The 17,407-nt window shown below is 53.3% G+C and carries 14 protein-coding genes; 4 read left to right on the top strand and 10 right to left on the bottom strand.

Translation table 11 applies throughout. The annotated features are described in order from the left end of the window. Positions 1-113 precede the first annotated feature (113 nt). Positions 114-917: an inositol-1-monophosphatase gene (suhB, locus tag PYR66_06075; GenBank protein ID WEF29281.1), complete on the top strand. Its 804-nt coding sequence runs from the start codon at positions 114-116 to the stop codon at positions 915-917. Between the two features lie 50 nt (positions 918-967). On the opposite strand, the gene PYR66_06070 is transcribed toward suhB, so the two are convergent. After that, positions 968-1,948 (bottom strand): nickel/cobalt transporter, encoded by a 981-nt coding sequence (locus PYR66_06070; protein WEF29280.1) that lies wholly within the window; start codon positions 1,946-1,948, stop codon positions 968-970. Next, a complete protein-coding gene (locus tag PYR66_06065; GenBank protein ID WEF29279.1) occupies positions 1,939-2,577 on the bottom strand; it encodes a DUF1007 family protein in 639 nt (212 codons plus the stop codon). Before PYR66_06065 ends, PYR66_06070 begins: the two co-directional genes overlap by 10 nt. Positions 2,578-2,701: 124 nt before the next feature. On the opposite strand from PYR66_06065, the gene csiE reads away from it, so the two are divergent. Then, positions 2,702-3,979, top strand: a complete 1,278-nt coding sequence (csiE, locus tag PYR66_06060; protein WEF29278.1) for a stationary phase inducible protein CsiE — start codon at positions 2,702-2,704, stop codon at positions 3,977-3,979. On the opposite strand, the gene PYR66_06055 is transcribed toward csiE, so the two are convergent. The 7 genes from PYR66_06055 to PYR66_06025 form a co-directional block, all read right to left on the bottom strand. Then, positions 3,976-5,112 (bottom strand): 3-phenylpropionate MFS transporter, encoded by a 1,137-nt coding sequence (locus tag PYR66_06055; GenBank protein WEF29277.1) that lies wholly within the window; start codon positions 5,110-5,112, stop codon positions 3,976-3,978. The genes csiE and PYR66_06055 overlap by 4 nt on opposite strands. A gap of 91 nt (positions 5,113-5,203) precedes the next feature. Further along, positions 5,204-6,085 (bottom strand): aldose 1-epimerase, encoded by an 882-nt coding sequence (locus PYR66_06050; GenBank protein WEF29276.1) that lies wholly within the window; start codon positions 6,083-6,085, stop codon positions 5,204-5,206. 8 nt (positions 6,086-6,093) lie between these two features. Then, on the bottom strand, positions 6,094-7,155 hold the full coding sequence (locus PYR66_06045) for a zinc-binding dehydrogenase (protein ID WEF29275.1): 1,062 nt from the start codon (positions 7,153-7,155) through the stop codon (positions 6,094-6,096). Positions 7,156-7,182: 27 nt separating this feature from the next. Then, positions 7,183-8,181, bottom strand: a complete 999-nt coding sequence (locus PYR66_06040) for an ABC transporter permease (GenBank protein ID WEF29274.1) — start codon at positions 8,179-8,181, stop codon at positions 7,183-7,185. Between the two features lie 27 nt (positions 8,182-8,208). After that, positions 8,209-9,723 carry a sugar ABC transporter ATP-binding protein gene (locus PYR66_06035; protein WEF29273.1) on the bottom strand — a complete coding sequence of 505 codons (1,515 nt, stop codon included), beginning with the start codon at positions 9,721-9,723 and terminating at the stop codon, positions 8,209-8,211. Between the two features lie 33 nt (positions 9,724-9,756). Further along, positions 9,757-10,740 carry a substrate-binding domain-containing protein gene (locus PYR66_06030; GenBank protein WEF29272.1) on the bottom strand — a complete coding sequence of 328 codons (984 nt, stop codon included), beginning with the start codon at positions 10,738-10,740 and terminating at the stop codon, positions 9,757-9,759. A 140-nt stretch (positions 10,741-10,880) separates the two neighbouring features. Next, positions 10,881-14,162 (bottom strand): DUF5107 domain-containing protein, encoded by a 3,282-nt coding sequence (locus PYR66_06025; GenBank protein WEF29271.1) that lies wholly within the window; start codon positions 14,160-14,162, stop codon positions 10,881-10,883. Positions 14,163-14,277: 115 nt separating this feature from the next. On the opposite strand from PYR66_06025, the gene PYR66_06020 reads away from it, so the two are divergent. Together PYR66_06020 and PYR66_06015 are read left to right on the top strand one after the other, a co-directional pair. Beyond that, positions 14,278-15,471, top strand: a complete 1,194-nt coding sequence (locus tag PYR66_06020) for an ROK family transcriptional regulator (protein ID WEF29270.1) — start codon at positions 14,278-14,280, stop codon at positions 15,469-15,471. 75 nt (positions 15,472-15,546) lie between these two features. Next, a complete protein-coding gene (locus tag PYR66_06015; GenBank protein ID WEF29269.1) occupies positions 15,547-15,969 on the top strand; it encodes a DoxX family protein in 423 nt (140 codons plus the stop codon). Between the two features lie 56 nt (positions 15,970-16,025). Here the strand turns inward: PYR66_06015 and glyA are convergent, their stop codons facing one another. Beyond that, positions 16,026-17,279, bottom strand: a complete 1,254-nt coding sequence (gene glyA, locus PYR66_06010; protein ID WEF29268.1) for a serine hydroxymethyltransferase — start codon at positions 17,277-17,279, stop codon at positions 16,026-16,028. Between the last annotated feature and the right edge of the window lie 128 nt (positions 17,280-17,407).

The following is a 17,407-nucleotide window of genomic DNA, read 5'->3' as shown; positions in this document are numbered from 1 at the left end:
CTTCGGCTAAAGATTATTCGTGCATGCTAACATAAAACGGAGACATAAGCAGAATTCGCTGTTACTATATGCGCCGTTTTTTCCCGTTCTTTAACATCCAGTGAGAGATACCGATGCATCCGATGCTGAACATTGCCGTGCGCGCAGCGCGCAAGGCGGGTAATTTAATTGCCAAGCACTACGAAACCCCAGATTCCGTAGAAACCAGCCAGAAAGGCAGCAATGACTTTGTGACTAACGTCGATAAAGCCGCTGAAGCGATTATTATCGAAACCATTCGCAAGTCTTACCCACAGCACACCATTATCACCGAAGAAAGCGGTGAACACGCTGGTGAAGATCAGGATGTTCAATGGGTTATCGATCCACTGGATGGCACCACCAACTTCGTCAAACGTCTGCCGCACTTCTCCGTTTCCATCGCCGTACGCATTAAAGGCCGTACTGAAGTGGCTGTGGTTTACGATCCGATGCGTAACGAACTGTTCACCGCCACCCGCGGCCAGGGCGCGCAGCTGAACGGCTACCGTCTGCGCGGCAGCAACGCTCGCGACCTCGACGGCACCATCATCGCCACCGGTTTCCCGTTCAAAGCGAAGCAGCACGCTACCGCTTATATGAATATCCTCGGCAACATGTTCACCGAGTGCGCTGACTTCCGCCGCACCGGTTCCGCCGCGCTGGATCTGGCCTACGTTGCCGCTGGCCGCGTTGACGGTTACTTTGAAATCGGCCTGAAGCCGTGGGATTTCGCCGCAGGCGAGCTGATCGCGCGTGAAGCAGGCGCTATCGTTTGCGACTTCACCGGCGGTCATAACTATATGATGACAGGCAACCTCGTTGCCGGTAACCCGCGCGTCGTCAAAGCAATGCTGGCGAACATGCGTGAGCAGCTGAGCGAAGCGCTGAAGCGTTAATTTCTCGCTGGATGCAAAAAAGGAAGCCTCGGCTTCCTTTTTTTATCCCTTTAAAACGGACGCAAACCGCCGCCCGGCGGTACCGCGCTACTCCACATCACAATAGCGGCCGCCAGCAGCACCACGCCGCCGGCCAGCGCCAACGTCGCCCAGCCGACCTGCTTCCACAGCGCCGGCGCCTGGTGCCGACTGAGCCGGATCGCCAACTGACGGAATCCATGCACCAGCAGCGCCAGCCCGCTGATGGTCAGAGAAGTGCCTGCGGCCATCGCCAGCGCCGCCGCCATACCCCAGCTGAATACGCCGATCACCTTACTGAACAGCAGCACCATAATCGCGCCGGAACAGGGCCGCATCCCCATCGACAGAACAATGGCCAACCTGGCGCGCCAGTCGTCGCCACTTTGCAGCTGGTCCGGCGCCGGAAGATGCTGATGGCCACAGCCGCAGTGTTCATCATGCACATGCTGCGGCGTAAAAGCAGTAAAGGTCGGCCGTCGCAGCAACACACGCAGTTTTTTCAACGCCCGCCCGCACAGCAAAAGCCCCAACACGCCAACCAGCAGATAACTGCCCTTTTCCAGCCAGAAGCTACTGAGATGCAGTTGCCGCGCCGGAAGCTGCAGCAACGTCAATACCACCACGACCAACACGATCGCCACCAGCCCCTGCAGCAGCGATGCCGCCAACGTCAGACCGATACTCGATTTCAACTTCGATGGGTGAGTGGCAAGCCAGGTGGTTATGATGATTTTACCGTGACCGGGGCCCAGAGCGTGCAGGACACCGTAGACGAAACTGAATCCGAGCAGCGATAATCCTGCCGCCGACGGGTTGTCGGCCACCGCCTGCAGCAGAGCGCTGAGTTCAAGATTCAGCGAGCGCTGCCATACCGCGCTCTGCAGCAGCACTTGCGGCCAGGCCAGCCACAGCCAAAGACCGCCAATGGCGGCCAGAGCCAGAAATAGCGCCAGCGGCCATAGCGGTTTCCAGCGCGAGGCCCGCGCGCGCGGCGTAAAGACTACTGACATGTCAGCGTCACCTTCTGGGCGAAATAGTTGCCCAGATCCATCTCTTCCGGCGGCGCATCCGCTTTATCAAGCGATTGCGCGTAAGACAGCATTTTATCGTTTGGTTTCGGCGTCATCACCGCTGCCTTACAGGAGCTCCGCACGTCGGCAGGCAACGAAAAATCGCTATCCTGGTCATAAAACATATCAACGTAGTAAGTCGGGTCGAAGGTAGAGAGCGTGAAGGTCTGTCCGGCGATCGGCTGCGGCGTCGCCAGCGGCAATGTAAAGGTCAGCACCGCCTGCATCCCGCTACGCGCAAGGCCATAGCCATCCGGTCGGTTAGCAAATTTAACCCGCTGACCGTTGTGCCATAGCTCGCTGAAATAATGCTGTCCAAGCACGTTGGCCATGACCTCCGCCGCCAGCTTTTTCCAGACTTCGCTGCCCGGTTTGGCATTCCCGGCGTCATAGAGCAGATCCGATGAGGTGATTTCGTCCATCGTCCAGCGCATTTTAAAACCGGTCAACAGACCGTCTTTGACCACGACTTCGCTGTGCAGACTGATGAAGCTATGCGGATGCGCTACGGCAGAAAATGATAAAACCATGAAAAATACCGTACTGACGCATTGTTTCACTCTCTTCATCTATTCCTCACGTGAAAAATTCTGTGAACTTCTCCAGCAATCCTGATCTAAAGACTGCTGACCGCCCTGCTCGCCCTTCATCCTTTGGCTATTCTTAACAGAACCCCTAACTGGAACTTACCAGATGATGACAGTGATTGAACCACCATCTGCCCTTTCCAGTCCACAGCGCCGTAGCCAGGTGCTCCTGATGTTCTATCTGCCGGGACACTCTGTCACGCCGCAACAACTGGTCAGGCTCAACCAGGTGGATGAGGCGACGGCCCAACAGGATATCGCGGAGACGGGACGCGAAATTCAGCGTTATCATCGACTGACCCTCGCGTCGCAGATGGACGGCAGCTATCGGATTGAAGGCGCCGCGCTCGACCAACGCCTGTGTTTGCTGCACGCTTTACGGCGCGGGCTGCGCCTGTGTCCGCATTTTGTTCATCACCATTTTACCCCGGCGTTAAAAACGCAGCTTAAACAGCAGGGTATCGCCCGAACCTTATATGATGATACCAATCTTCAGGCGTTGGTGAACCGCTGCGCGCGCGCGTTGAACCGTCAGTTTGACTGTCGGGACGGGCAGTTCCTGCGTTTGTATCTGCAATACTGCCTGCTGCAGCATCATCTCGGCCAATCGCCGGATTTCACTCACCAGCAACGCCACTGGGCGCAAGCGGCGGCGGAATTTAACCTCGCGGCCGAAATCGTCCGCCACTGGCAGCGTCGGGTCAGCGCAACGCCCCACGCTGGCGAACAACTGTTCCTGACGCTGCTGTTTATGCTGTTGAAAACGCCGGATCCGATTCACGACGGCCACCAGCAGGATAGACGTCTGCATCTGGCGATTTCCGGGCTGATCCACCGATTCCAGACGCTGGCGGGCCATCCGTTCAGCGATGAACAGGGGTTAAGCGATCAGCTCTATATCCATCTTTCGCAGGCGCTCAATCGCAGCGTCTTCGCCATCGGTATCGACAACGCCCTGCCGGAAGAGATCGGTCGTCTGTATCCACGCCTGATGCGCACCACTCAGAACGCGTTACGCGATTTCGAAACGGCCTATCATATTCAATTTAATCAGGAAGAAGTCAGCTTAATTGCGGTAATCTTCGGCGCCTGGCTGATGCAGAAAAACGATTTGCATGAAAAACAGGTGGTGCTGTTGACCCGCGAGAATAGCGAACTGGAACAGGCGCTGGAACTGCAGTTGCGGGAGTTGACGTTGCTGCCGCTGAACATTAAGTATTTAAGCGTGGCGCAGTTTCAGAAAGAAGGCGCGCCGAAGGATGTCACTCTCGTCGTCACCCCCTATACCATCGCGCTACCGTTGTTTTCGCCGCCGCTGTTTCATGCTGAAGAGAGTTTCAGCGATCACCAGCGGCAGCAAATCTGTAAAATGCTTGAGCGCTAGGCGCTTACCGCCTTCGGTCGAACGATCAACGCCGGTAGCGCCACCAGAGCCATCACCCAGAAGACTCCCTGATGCAGATGCTGGTAGAGGAATCCGGCAAACACCGTCATCACCGCAATACTGCCGCCCATCGCTACCGCCGAGTAGACGGCCTGCAGACGGATGACTTCGCTTCCCTGTCGGGCGGCGATATAGCGCATGGCCGCCAGATGGCAGACGGTGAAGGTTCCGCAGTGCAGGATCTGCGCGACGAGCAGCCACGGCAGGTCAGTGGTCCAGCCCATGATAGCCCAGCGCGCGACACCGCATACCGCGGAGAGCAGTAGCAAATCGCGGGCGCTAAAGCGGCGGAAAACCTTTTTACTTAGCGCGAAAATCACCACTTCGGCGACAACGCCGAGCGACCACAAATAGCCGACGGCAGAGGCCGAATAACCGGCCTGCTGCCAGTACAGCGCGCTAAAGCCATAGTAGGCGGCATGCGCCCCTTGCAATAAACTGACGCAGGCAAGGAAGCGCCAACTTTGCCGCACCAGAGTCAGCCACGCCGGCAATCCGGCCGCCTCCTGATGGCGGCTTTCGCCCTGCGGCATCACCGAGGGTTTCAGTAACATCCCCAGCAGCATCGAGGCGATGCCAAGGCTGAGCATCAGCAAGATCGCCCGGTAATCAAACAGGCTAACCAGCTTACCGGTCAACGCCGAACCGATGACAAAGGCAATCGATCCCCACAGACGCACCCGACCATAGTCCATCGTTATCTGTTTTTGCCAGGTATTGGCCAGCGCGTCGGTTAACGGCACCAGCGGCGAGAAAAAGAGGTTAAAGCCGACAATAATCACCATCAGCCACGCCACCGGCCCTCCGACCCAGAAGGCGAGAGCGAAGAGCAGCGTAAGCAATGCCAGGATACGCAGCGCGCTAATCAGACGGGAAGGATCGCTGACTCGCGGCGCGATCAGCAGACTGCCGAGAAAACGCGCCACCAGTCCGGCGCCGAGTAGTACGCCGATAGTTTCCGGCGTCAGGCCGACGCCTGCCAGCCAAACGCTCCAGAATGGTAGAAAAATGCCGTAACTAAAAAAGTAGGTGAAATAGCTAAGCGCCAGCCAGCGCGTGGAGTGCAAGACCATGATTCCCTCCTGAACGGAAGCGATAGTCTGGCGAGAAACGATAAAAGCTGCAAGGTGGAGTTTCCTGCCCGTTTCCGGGCAGGTCCGGCGCTTAACGAGAATGAATCTTCAGTGTCATTTTTTGCCGCATGCTTTCGCCGCATGGCAACATCGTCAACTGGCCAAAGCCCGGGCGATGGTGGTCGTCAGGGGCATGGCTCATTGGCTCAAAACAGAAGAAATCAAAAGCATAACCCTTATCAAAGGCCGGGTCGGAAACAAAAACGAAATAACAAGGCGCAGGCGGGTCGGTGACCATAGAAAGCTGATACCCCAGATCGGGTTGCTGGATGACCACAGCACCGTCCCAGCCGGAAAAGCCATTATTCACCCAATGAGCAGGCAACGGAGCGGGTTGATTGAAATCCAGCTCCGTCGGCAAGCTGTCCTGGTGCTCTCCAGTTAGCCAGTGCTCTTTCTCGAGCCAATAGCCGGTGGTATGCGCCTGCACGCGGGTTCCCGGAGACAACGGGAAATAGGGGTGCCAGCCCAGACCGAATGGCAACAAATCCCCATCATTAGTGACAACCAGTTCGACCTCAAGCCAGCTCTCGTTCAGGGTAAAAATCTGCTGCGCGGTATAGAGATAAACACCACTTCGCTGGACATATTCTAATTTAATCTGCGTCGGAGATTGCTCAACGCAGCGCCAGAGGTTCAGCCAGCCATCGCCGTGAAGATAATGGCTGTCCCACTCAACGTTGGGCTGCAGCTGATGCTCTCCTGCAGGTGAGCAAAACCGATTCCCACTGACCCGGTTACCGAATGGCACGAGCGGGAAACAAGACGATTCTACCGCTATCTCGCTTTGCAACCCCGGGCGCAGCACTGGGATCGCTTTCCCCTGACATAGCCACCATAGCCCCTCAATCGCGCCGCCCTGCTCCGCAACCTGAAGCCGCAGCTCTCCATTTTCCAACATATAAAGAGTCATCTGCCCCCCTAATCCGGAAAGTTAATCACCACTTTTCCGCATTTACCGCTCGCCATCAGCGCATAGGCTTCCCCCGCCTGCTCAAGAGAAAAACGATGCGTAATGGCGCTATGCGGCCACAGCTTCCAGTCGGTCAGATCGCGGGCGCATTTTTCCATATGGAACAAGCTGGTCACCCAGGAACCAATAATACGCCGCTGGTGATGCATCAGATCCGCGCTCACTTCAAATTCAACTTTCCCGGTTTCACCGATATAGACTACCCGCCCCCAATCCGCAGTAGACTGCAGCGCCAACAGACGACCAGACGCATTACCAGAACAATCGAGCGCCACATCCGCGCCGCCGCGCGTCAGTTCGGCAATCAGCGCCGGAAGGTTCTCCGTTGTTGCCAGGAATCCGTTATCCATCACCCCCAACTGCTTTGCCGTCGCCAGACGTTCCGGCAGCATATCGACGCCTATCACACGTTTCGCACCGCGCCCTTTCGCCAACATCATGGCCATCATGCCGACAGGGCCTAAGCCAACGACCAGAACGTTGTCGCTGCCGGATACTTCGCCACGTAAAATACCTTCATACGCGGTCCCGACACCGCAGCTAATAAACGCGCCATCTTCATAGCTCAGGGCATCGGGGAGATGAATCAGATCTTTTTCTTCCGCCAATAAATATTCTGCATGACCGCCATCGCGCTGCCAGCCATAGGCGGCTTTGCCTTCTCCAGTACAGGAGATAGGGAAACCACGGCGACAATTGGAACAAAACCCACAACCGGAAATATGATAAACCAGGACCCGGTCACCCGCTTTAAAGTGTCGGCACCCCATCCCCGTTTCAACGATTTGTCCACAAGGTTCATGGCCGTTAATAAAACCCTGGTACAGAGGTTTGTCCGGTGCGGCAGCAGTACCACGATGCTGATGATATATATAATGTACGTCACTACCGCAAATTCCTGATGATTTCATTTTAATCAGAACTTGATTAATCCCAGGGGTTGGCACAGGAACCTCTCTAAGCTCAACGGTGGAATTCCCTGGTAAAAAAGCAGCCAACATTGTTTTCATAATTCCCTCTAGACAAATTAATGAACATTAATGTTTGAGTTTATTGTTGCGTTGGGTTAGCAATATATTAGCCAGCACTGCTACAACAATAATTAATCCGCGAACAACCTGCTGGAAGAAAGAGTTGATGCCCAACAGCACTAACCCATTGCCAATAAGAGTAATAACCAATACACCTAATAAAGTACCAAACAACGAACCACGGCCCCCCGACAGCGCAGTGCCTCCTACGACCACCGCAGCAATAACATCAAATTCCAGACCGTTCGCTGCCCCCGCATTACCCGAACCAAGCCTTGCCGCCAAAAGAATCCCGGTGATCGCAGCCAGCAGACCAGAAAGCGTAAAAATCAAAATACGCACTCGCTTGACATTAATTCCGCATAGCTGGGCCGCTGTCGCATTGCCGCCAGTGGCAAAGACAGAACGACCAAATGCGGTCTTGCGACTGATAAAGACAAAAATGATGAAGAGAACCAGCATAATTAATGCCGATACGGGAATGCCAAAAAGTTGGCCACCGAGCCAGTCCAATACCTCATTTTCATCGATGGGTACCGGAAGCGCATTGGTCATAAACAGCCCCATACCGCGTAATGCGCTCCATAAACCTAATGTGGCAACAAAACTGGGAACATTGAATATCCCCCGTAACACGCCGGCAAGCGTACCCAACGCAGCGCCTAATAGTAGAACCAGCAGGCAAGCTACGCTAAGCGGCACATGAAACTGTAGAAGAAAAGCCAGGCAAACAGAGATAAACGCCACCATTGGCCCAACGCTAACATCGATCTCACCGGAAATAATAATAAGTGTCATAGCCCATGCGGCAATCCCAATCGTTGCAGCATCACGGAGCACGTTCATTTGGTTATTTAACGAAATAAATCCCGGCGCGTTAAATGAAAACACCAAATATAAAATAGCGATGACCACCAACAGGCCAATCTCATTAATATGACGACTAATAAACTGCTTCGGTGTGACACTTTTGCCTTGCGGCAGTGTTAATGGTGAGGCAGACATCTTTTAGTTCCTCAGTATACGTAATGGCTAATGCGTGGATAAAATTGCCGACATTAATTGGTCGACATTTACAGGGGCTAAAAGCTCACGGGTGAATTCGCCATTTTGCAAAAGCAAAATGCGATCGCAAACTAGAGGCAGCTCTTCTATTTCACTGGAAATGAATATGACGCTTTTACCTTCAGCGGCTAACTCCCGCACAATACGATATATCTGTTGCTTGGCTTCAATATCGACGCCACGCGTTGGTTCATCAAGAAATAAGATTTCACTCCCGGCATAAACCCAGCGCCCGATCACGACTTTTTGTTGATTGCCACCCGATAATGTCCCGATTGCAGTCTGCGTAGTCGCCGCTTTGACCGTCATCCGACTCATCGTTACCGCCGTCAACTCCTGAATCCGCTGCCAGTTTAATACACCGCGTTGACTCACCTTATGCCGGTTAGTCATCACCGTATTTTCATCCACACCCAGTAGCGGAATAATCCCCGCTTCCTTACGGTTTTCCGGGGTATAGCCCACGCCGTTTTTAAGCATTGCGGTATATTCTGGTCGCGGAATACTCACGCCTTTCAGCGTAATGTTTCCGCTGGAAAACGATTCTAACCCGATGATAGCCTTGAGTAACTCACTGCGGCCCGACCCCAGTAACCCGGCAATCCCCAATACTTCGCCACGGTGTAACGTAAAGCTAATATTATGCAGCTTAGGCGGGTGGCATAGTTGGGCCACCCGCAGAACCGGCGTCGTGAGCGAGGTATCGGATTTCACCAGCGGCAGATCAATATGTTCCCTGCCCAACATCAATGAAACAATTTCCTGAGTTGTCGTGCTCTCCAGGGTAACATCTCCCGCCACCTGGCCATCGCGCATGATGGTTGCGCAAGAGGCGATTCGGCGGATTTCCTCCATGCGGTGACTCACATAAATTACCGCAACGCCCAGCGCCGACATCCGTTTTACCGCGTTGATCACCAGCTCAACTTCCGCATTGGCCAGCGAACTCGTCGGTTCATCAAGGATGACCACCTGCGGCTGACCTTTCATCACGCGGGCGATCTCCACCAGTTGCTTTTGCGCCGGACTCAGCGTGTCGACCAGCGCATCAGGTGCGACATCAACACCAAGGGCCGCCAGCGCCTCTGCGGCCTGGTGAACCATCATCGTCCGATCAACCATACCATTACGGCGAGGCCACTGGCCAAGACAGAGGTTTTCCGCAACGGTTAACCCTTCAACCAGGCTCAGCTCCTGGTATACCGCTCTGACGCCTAACTCCGCCGCGCGCCGGGTCAGTGTCGCATCGTTCCCCTCAAGACGGGTTCCCCCCAACCAAATTTCACCACTATCGGGGCTTTCGCTACCGGTTAGCAGGCGAATAAGCGTTGATTTCCCCGCGCCATTCTTTCCCAGCAGAGCCCGAACCTCACCCTTTGATAGGGTAAAATCAACGTTATCCAGCGCGACGACGCCGGGGTAACGCTTATTTCCCCCGACAATCTTCGCCACGGGCACCAAAGCTTGTTCTAATGCCGTCATAACATCGCTACCTCAGTTAGCTGACAGGGGTCATCAAGGCAAACCATCGACATGAGTAACCAGCCACTGCTTACCGTCTTCAGATTTAACGTAGGTATCGATATCCACCGGAATGATTTTGTTTCCTACCGGCGTTTTATTAATGACGTTCATGGTTTGCGCGAAAACGGCATTGCCCATTTTCTTACCAGAAATATCCACAACGGCTTTCAGTACCTGGTAGTTTTGTAACTCCTGAGCAATTTCTGTTGTCATATCAGAACCGAATACGGCAATTTTCCCCGCTTTTCCCTGGTTACGGACGGCTTTAACCGCACCCAACGTGGCGCCGCCCGATTCCCCCATAATGGCGTCCAGACTGGATGAGGAGATAATGAGCTTTTCACCTACCGAGATGGCTTTATCGAGGACGGTTCCCTCCTGGTTGGCAACAATCTGCATCCCCGGAACGCGCGCCTTTAGCGCTGCCTCAAAACCTTTTCGCCGCTGCACGCACACTTCAAACGCTTCGCAGTTGATTACGGCAATTTTTGGCGCGCTGATTTTATTAGCGACAAAATAATCGGCTGCAGCATCCCCCAACTTTTTACCGAATTCAAAGGGATCGCCGACCAAATAAGCGGAGACGTACTTATCCACGCCTTTCTCATTAATACAGGTATTGTAACAAATGACCGGAATCCCCGCCTCATTGGCCCGGCGAACCGCACGACTGCTGCCATTTTCTGAAACGGCAGAAAGTATGATGGCATCGACATTACGCGCAACCAACGTATCGATAAACGAACTCTCTTTAGAAATATCCCCCTGGGCGTTAGTTTCAATCAGCTGAATTTTCGCCTGGTTCTCTTTAGCCGCATCCTGAACGCCCTGGCGAACCCCCGCGTAATATCCCTGAGTATCAAGATAGATAGCGCCGACGGTAACCTCTTTCTCTGCGCCAAAGCCAGGGAATGAAATACTCAACAACGTTAACAGTAAACATGAAAAAAACGAGACTACCTTGTTTTTAGACATACGTGCCTCCTGTAGGGTCAGGCATTTATTGTTGTTTAATTCCGGCGATAAACGGGCATACCACCGAATAATTTCACATATTCTAAACATCTCGGGAAAAGCGGCGGGTCAGGCCGCTCAAAGATTACAGTAAACACTCTTTAGTTAATGAGGTGCTGCACAAACGGTATTGTCTGTCGGAACAGCGCCGCCTTTGCCCAGGCAGGATTCAGCGTTTCAAGTTCAGACAGCGCTTGCTCGTATCTTGCGCCCCCGCCCAACCCTGCCGTCGCCAGAACGCGTACGAACAAACACTTCTCCCGATGTTGCTTTTGAATATCGGCATATAGCGCGAGCAGGTCCGGCTGGGATACCGCGAAAAAATCAGCTTCCACCCGCTCAGTTTCCATATGCTGCGACCACTTCAACATATCGCTAAAAAGCCGGGTGCTGACCGAGTGTTCACCAAGCATCCGCAAGGCGATACCTTGCCAGAAGAGATAGTCCACTGGCTGATCGTTGTAGTAGCTATGGATATTGATAGTCCGCTCGCCCAGCGCTGCTTTGTGGAAACACTCAAGGGCCCGCTCATCCCTGCCCTGCTGCCTGGCGCAAATACCTAGCCAAAACCAGATATCGTTATCGGTTTGCCCCGGCAATCGCCCTTCGCTAAGGTTATCCGGATAATGCAACGCGGAGAGCAATAACTCTTCAGCCTGCTGCGGTTGCTGTTGATGAATATGCTGCCAGGCCTGCAGCAAATGGTTGAGAATAAACTGGCTGGTTATTTTTCCTTCACCACCTTCCCACGGATGAAACTTACGCGAAGCCAGGACACCGGCGGCTTGCTCAACTTTCCCGGCAAAATGCCACAAATGTAGTAACTCAGCCGTTAAATCATCACGTTTCAGCGCCGTAGCAAGATTGGCCTCCAGCCGGGCGAGGCGTTTTTCTGGCTCCGCGGCAGTAAGCTTATCCAGCAGATCTCGCTCAAACAACAGACGGGCATCCTCAGGTTGCTGTTCACAGGCTTTATCCAGATAGGTTGCCGCCAGGCCAGCATCAGACTGCTTATTCCACGCATGAATCGCTATCCCTCGCCACCCATCAGCGAAATCAGGAGCCATTTCAACACAGCGCAGCCACAGCTGAGTTGCTTTCTCGTAGTTACGGCGACTGTAGTGGAAACAGGCAAGCAGATGCTGGGCAAAATAGCACTCCGTCACATTCTCCAGCGCAGCCACTTCTACTAATAGATTAGGGAAACGCACGAAGTCAGGAAACGCCTCATGGGCGCGGTTTATCAGCGCGACACGCTCGTCACCCTCGCTCAGGCTGGCTTGTAAATAGAGTGGTAGCGTTTTCTGGCAATTCAGCGTAACCAGTACGTCCTGCGCCCGATCGACCATTCCCCAGCTCAGTAACAATCCGGCGGTCTGCAGGGCGTTAATATCCCGCGACTGGCATACCCCTACCCATTGCGCGATATCCGGCTCCGCTTTTGATAGCACCGACTTTATCCACCAGAAGGTAGTATTCAGTGGGTAGTCACGCAGCAATGCTTCAATTTGCTCCTGTGCCTCGTCGCAGCGACCTGTGAGATGTAGTAATAACGTCTCCAGAGACAGCACATCCTGATTGGTTTGGCATGCCAGCAGACTCTGTCGACAAAAATTCAGGGCATCATCATAACGTTCATTGCGCGTAGCGAGCCTGGCAAGTCCGTAATACCCGCCCGCTTTACTGTTGCCGCTCCACACCGCGCGCCAAAAATCCTCCTGCGCTTCATGCCACTGCTGAAGTCGCTCTCTGGCGCTGGCGCGGATCATGCTCGCCTGGCCGCACTGGGGGTTTTTATTTAGCCGGTGCGAACGCGTCAATGCCTGAGTCGCATAATCGATAGCTCGCGGGTAATCAGCACGATTATATTCCAGCATCGCCAACGCCAGATTGCAGCGGTAATCCTGCGGATCCAGTTCAATACCGCGCAGGTAATAGTCAAAAGGTGAACGGCTGGCGTGGTGATACTGTTCCAGATGCTGGCCGATAAACCACGCTTCATCCACGCTGCCAATCTCATCAGCGCTTAACGGAGCCTTCGCCACCTCAGGTAGTGGAATTTCCTGCGGTTGGTGTTCCTGATAAAACAAGACACACCTGCCCCGGCTATCAAACAACTCCATAGTCAGACGCGCGGGCTCCAAACCAGCGAGCTTCCCTTGCACAACAGCGCATGGCGCCAACCCAATCATTTCATCCAACAGCGGCTGCGGGTTACCCTCTTCACGAACGGTAAGACGATGTGCGGTAAGAGGAGAAATGGCATACACGCCCCAGACAATATCATCCTCATCACGCTGCAGTTTAATCACCGCATCGCGCGAGGCGTTCTGTACCATGCCTAGTGAGTGGTAAGGCAGGAAATATTGCTCAAAGCGTTTCTCTTCAAACGGGTCGAGCCAGGTAAAATCCGGTTGGTTATCGGCGAAAATACCGGTCATCAATTCGATGTACGGTCCGTTCTCATCCGTCAGATTTTTATCCCATGCCTGACCAAATTCGCTATAACCCCAGCTCCACTGTTTTTTCCCCGGCGCAATATGATGATCCGCAACGTGCAGCAGCCCGCCATTCTCATCATGGCACCAGGCACCGACAAAATCGTACTCTGATTTCTCCGCCATGTAGGAGGTCGGTACGGGAACATTTTTGTAGCGCGAAATATCAACGCCAGCCGAGTAGTCCACCTTGTAATAAGTCCCGGTGGCAATCGGAAAAGCTGAAACTGCGCGTTTGCCATGATCAAATACCGCGTTAACATCCGGCGGGAATACACTTTGATGGCCGTCGCCGCCTTTCACCGCCGGATTCGCCCACCATAAGAAATGACGCGGCGTGGCATTGCTGTTATAGACCCGGCTCCCAATCTCCAGCGCTGCACGTTCCGGTCGCAGAGTAAACCCGGTCATCACCTGCAATCCGTGCATCGGCTCGGTCTCGCCAACCCAAACGGTTTTTGAGCCATCGTCATTTTCGCTGATGGTAAAATCCACCGGCATATAGGTCGTTGGACGATGGTGCTGCGGCCAGTTGAATTCTATTCCGCCGGAGATCCATGGGCCAAGCAGCCCTACCAGAGCAGGTTTGATAACATCATTGTGATAAACAAAATCGCGTTGTCTGACCTTATCCCATGCACGGTGTACACGCCCGCCTAACTGGGGCAGGATCATAATTTTGATATAATCGTTTTCCAGCCATACTGCCTGCCAGGCTTTTAGTGTTTTATCCTCACTCAACGTGTCCGTCACACCATAGGGATACACGGCTCCGGAAGACCCCTGATAAACCCGATTTTCCAGAAACATGGGGTGAACATCCTGCGCCCCGGTTTCATAAGTCGGAATATGTACCGTTTCCTGCCAGACGTTTACTGAACTCATAATGCCCTCAAAGTTAACAAGACATACTAAAGTGAAATAATGAGAGCAGTTTAATAGACGAAATCAGCGTATTTATGCACAATAATCACGCAATTTAGTTAACAGGGTTTAGTTTATGAAAGCCTGCATCAACAATCAGCAGATTCGCCATTACAACAAAGGAGTGTTGTTGGAATACCTGTATCGCCAGAAACGGGCCAGCAAATCAACCCTTGCACGACTGGCGCAAATCTCGATTCCTGCGGTCAGCAATATTCTTCAGGAACTGGAAGAAGAGGGACGCGTCGTCAATATACAAGACGACCACCTTTCGCGTGGCCATAGCAGCGGCGCCTGGCTAATCGCCCCTGATGGTGACTGGACCTTATGCATGAACATCACGCCAACTAGTATTGAGTGCCAGCTTGGCAACGCCTGCCTGAGCCCAAAAGGCGACGTTGAATACCATGCTATTGACGCCCCTAATCCTCAGGCATTACTGGCGGCCATTGAGAAATGCTGGCACCAGTACCGTAAGAATTGGCCCAATCGCAAAATCAACCTGGCGCTGGCGGTTCATGGGCAGGTTGATGCGAGAACTGGCGTATCGCAAACCATGCCTCAAGCCCCCTGGAAGCAACCCATTGAGTTGAAATATCTACTGGAGGAAAAGCTCAATGTCCGCGTCATGGTCGATAACGACTGCGTAATGCTGGCGCTGGCGGAGAAATGGCAGCATCAGGGGATACAACCGGATTTTTGCGTTATTAACGTCGACTACGGTATTGGTTCGTCATTTGTCATTAACGATCAGATCTATCGGGGCAGTCTCTACGGCAGCGGCCAGATTGGACATACCATCGTTAATCCCGACGGCAGAGCCTGCGATTGCGGAAGATATGGTTGCCTGGAAACCGTGGCTTCCCTCAGCGCATTGAAAAAACAGGCCCGGATGTGGCTTAAAACGCAACCTGAAGCACCGCTTTCTCCCGAACAATTAACCACGACATCACTCATTGAAGCCTGGGAACGGGGGGATGTGCATATTCGCGCCTGGGTCGATGACGCAGCTAATGCCATTGGCTTAAGTCTTTATAATTTCTTGAATATTATAAACATTAATCAAATTTGGCTATATGGGCGCAGCTGTGCTTTTGGTGAACAATGGCTGGAGAGTATCGTCAAACAGACCGGCTTTAATCCTTTTGATCACGGAGATACTCCACGAGCGCATGCCACTCAAATCGGCTTTGGCAAACTGACCCGCGCACAGCAACTGATGGGGATCGGATATCTGTACGTTGAGGAGCAATTGCAGACGTTGCGTTGATCGCAAAGGATACGTGGCGGGGAGTAAAAATGTGTATTACGTTTAAATCACACGACCTGTGATAAAGGGCTGATTATGAACACGCTACGCTATTTTGACTTTGGCTCTTCCCGCCATGTCCTGCTGTTAATCGCACGTATTGCTATCGTGCTGCTGTTCATTATTTTTGGTTATCCCAAACTGATGGGCTTCAGTGGGACGGTACAGTATATGGCTTCATCCGGCGCGCCGATGCCAATGCTGGCGGCGATTATCGCGGTGATAATGGAGGTTCCGGCCGCCATTCTGATTGTTTTAGGCTTTTTCACCCGTCCGCTGGCGGTGATCTTCATTTTCTATACTCTCGGTACTGCGGTTATTGGCCACCACTACTGGGATATGACCGGCGATGCGGTGATGCCAAATATGATTAACTTCTATAAGAACATCAGTATCGCCGGGGCCTTCCTGCTGCTGGCGATTACCGGTCCAGGTGCTATTTCGATAGACCGTCGTTAATCCTCAAATATAAAAAAGGCCGCAATCGCGGCCTTTTTGATCTTAATGATGCAATATTATGCGTAAACCGGGAAACGGGCGCAGATGTCCAGTACTTTGCCCTTAACACGCTCGATGACCGCTTCGTCGTTGATGTTGTCCAGAACATCGCACATCCAGCCAGCCAGTTCTTTGGCTTCCGCTTCTTTAAAGCCGCGACGCGTAATCGCCGGAGAACCGATACGGATACCGGAAGTGACGAACGGGCTCTTCGGATCGTTCGGTACGCTGTTTTTGTTCACGGTGATGTTGGCGCGGCCCAGCGCAGCGTCAGCTTCTTTACCGGTCAGATTCTTATCAACCAGATCCAGCAGGAACAGGTGGTTCTCAGTCCCGCCAGAAACGACTTTGTAACCACGGTTGAGGAACACCTCGACCATCGCTTTGGCATTTTTCGCAACCTGCTGCTGGTAAACTTTAAACTCCGGCTCCATCGCTTCTTTCAGCGCGACCGCCTTCGCTGCGATAACGTGCATCAGCGGACCGCCCTGGGCGCTTGGGAACACTGCGGAGTTCAGTTTCTTATACAGCTCTTCGCTACCGCCTTTCGCCAGAATCAGACCACCGCGCGGGCCTGCCAGGGTTTTGTGGGTAGTGGTGGTGACGACGTGAGCATGGGGAACCGGGTTCGGATAAACGCCAGCGGCAATCAGGCCTGCCACGTGCGCCATATCGACGAACAGGTATGCGCCGATGCTGTCGGCGATTTCACGCATTTTTGCCCAGTCAACCACGCCAGAGTAAGCTGAGAAGCCGCCGATAATCATCTTCGGTTTGTGCTCCTGAGCCTGCTTCGCCATGTCTTCGTAGTCAATTTTACCGGACTCATCAATACCATAAGGAATGATGTTGTACAGTTTGCCGGAGAAGTTAACCGGGGAACCGTGAGTCAGGTGGCCGCCTTGCGCCAGGTTCATGCCTAGCACGGTATCGCCCGGCTGCAACAGCGCGGTGTAGACCGCGAAGTTAGCCTGGGAGCCCGAGTGCGGCTGCACGTTAGCATAGTCGGCGCCGAACAGTTCTTTCGCACGGTCGATAGCCAGCTGCTCTACAACGTCAACATATTCACAGCCGCCGTAGTAACGCTTGCCCGGATAACCTTCTGCATATTTGTTGGTCAGCTGAGAACCCTGAGCCTGCATGACGCGCGGGCTGGTGTAGTTCTCGGAGGCGATCAGTTCGATGTGCTCTTCCTGACGTACTTTTTCCTGCTCCATAGCCTGCCACAGTTCGGCATCATAATCGGCAATGTTCATTTCACGCTTTAACATCCGCATCTCCTGACTCAGCTAACGATAAAATTTTGGCCTAAAAAGGCGGTCCTGATGGACGACGGCCCACAGTATAACCGAATCATTCTGTGATAACAGGTCTTGACAAAGGATTTTACGCAAACGAT

Origin of the sequence: Klebsiella aerogenes, assembly GCA_029027985.1 — a bacterium.
GTDB lineage: Bacteria > Pseudomonadota > Gammaproteobacteria > Enterobacterales > Enterobacteriaceae > Klebsiella > Klebsiella aerogenes_A.
This window is presented reverse-complemented; position numbering and strand designations above follow the sequence as displayed.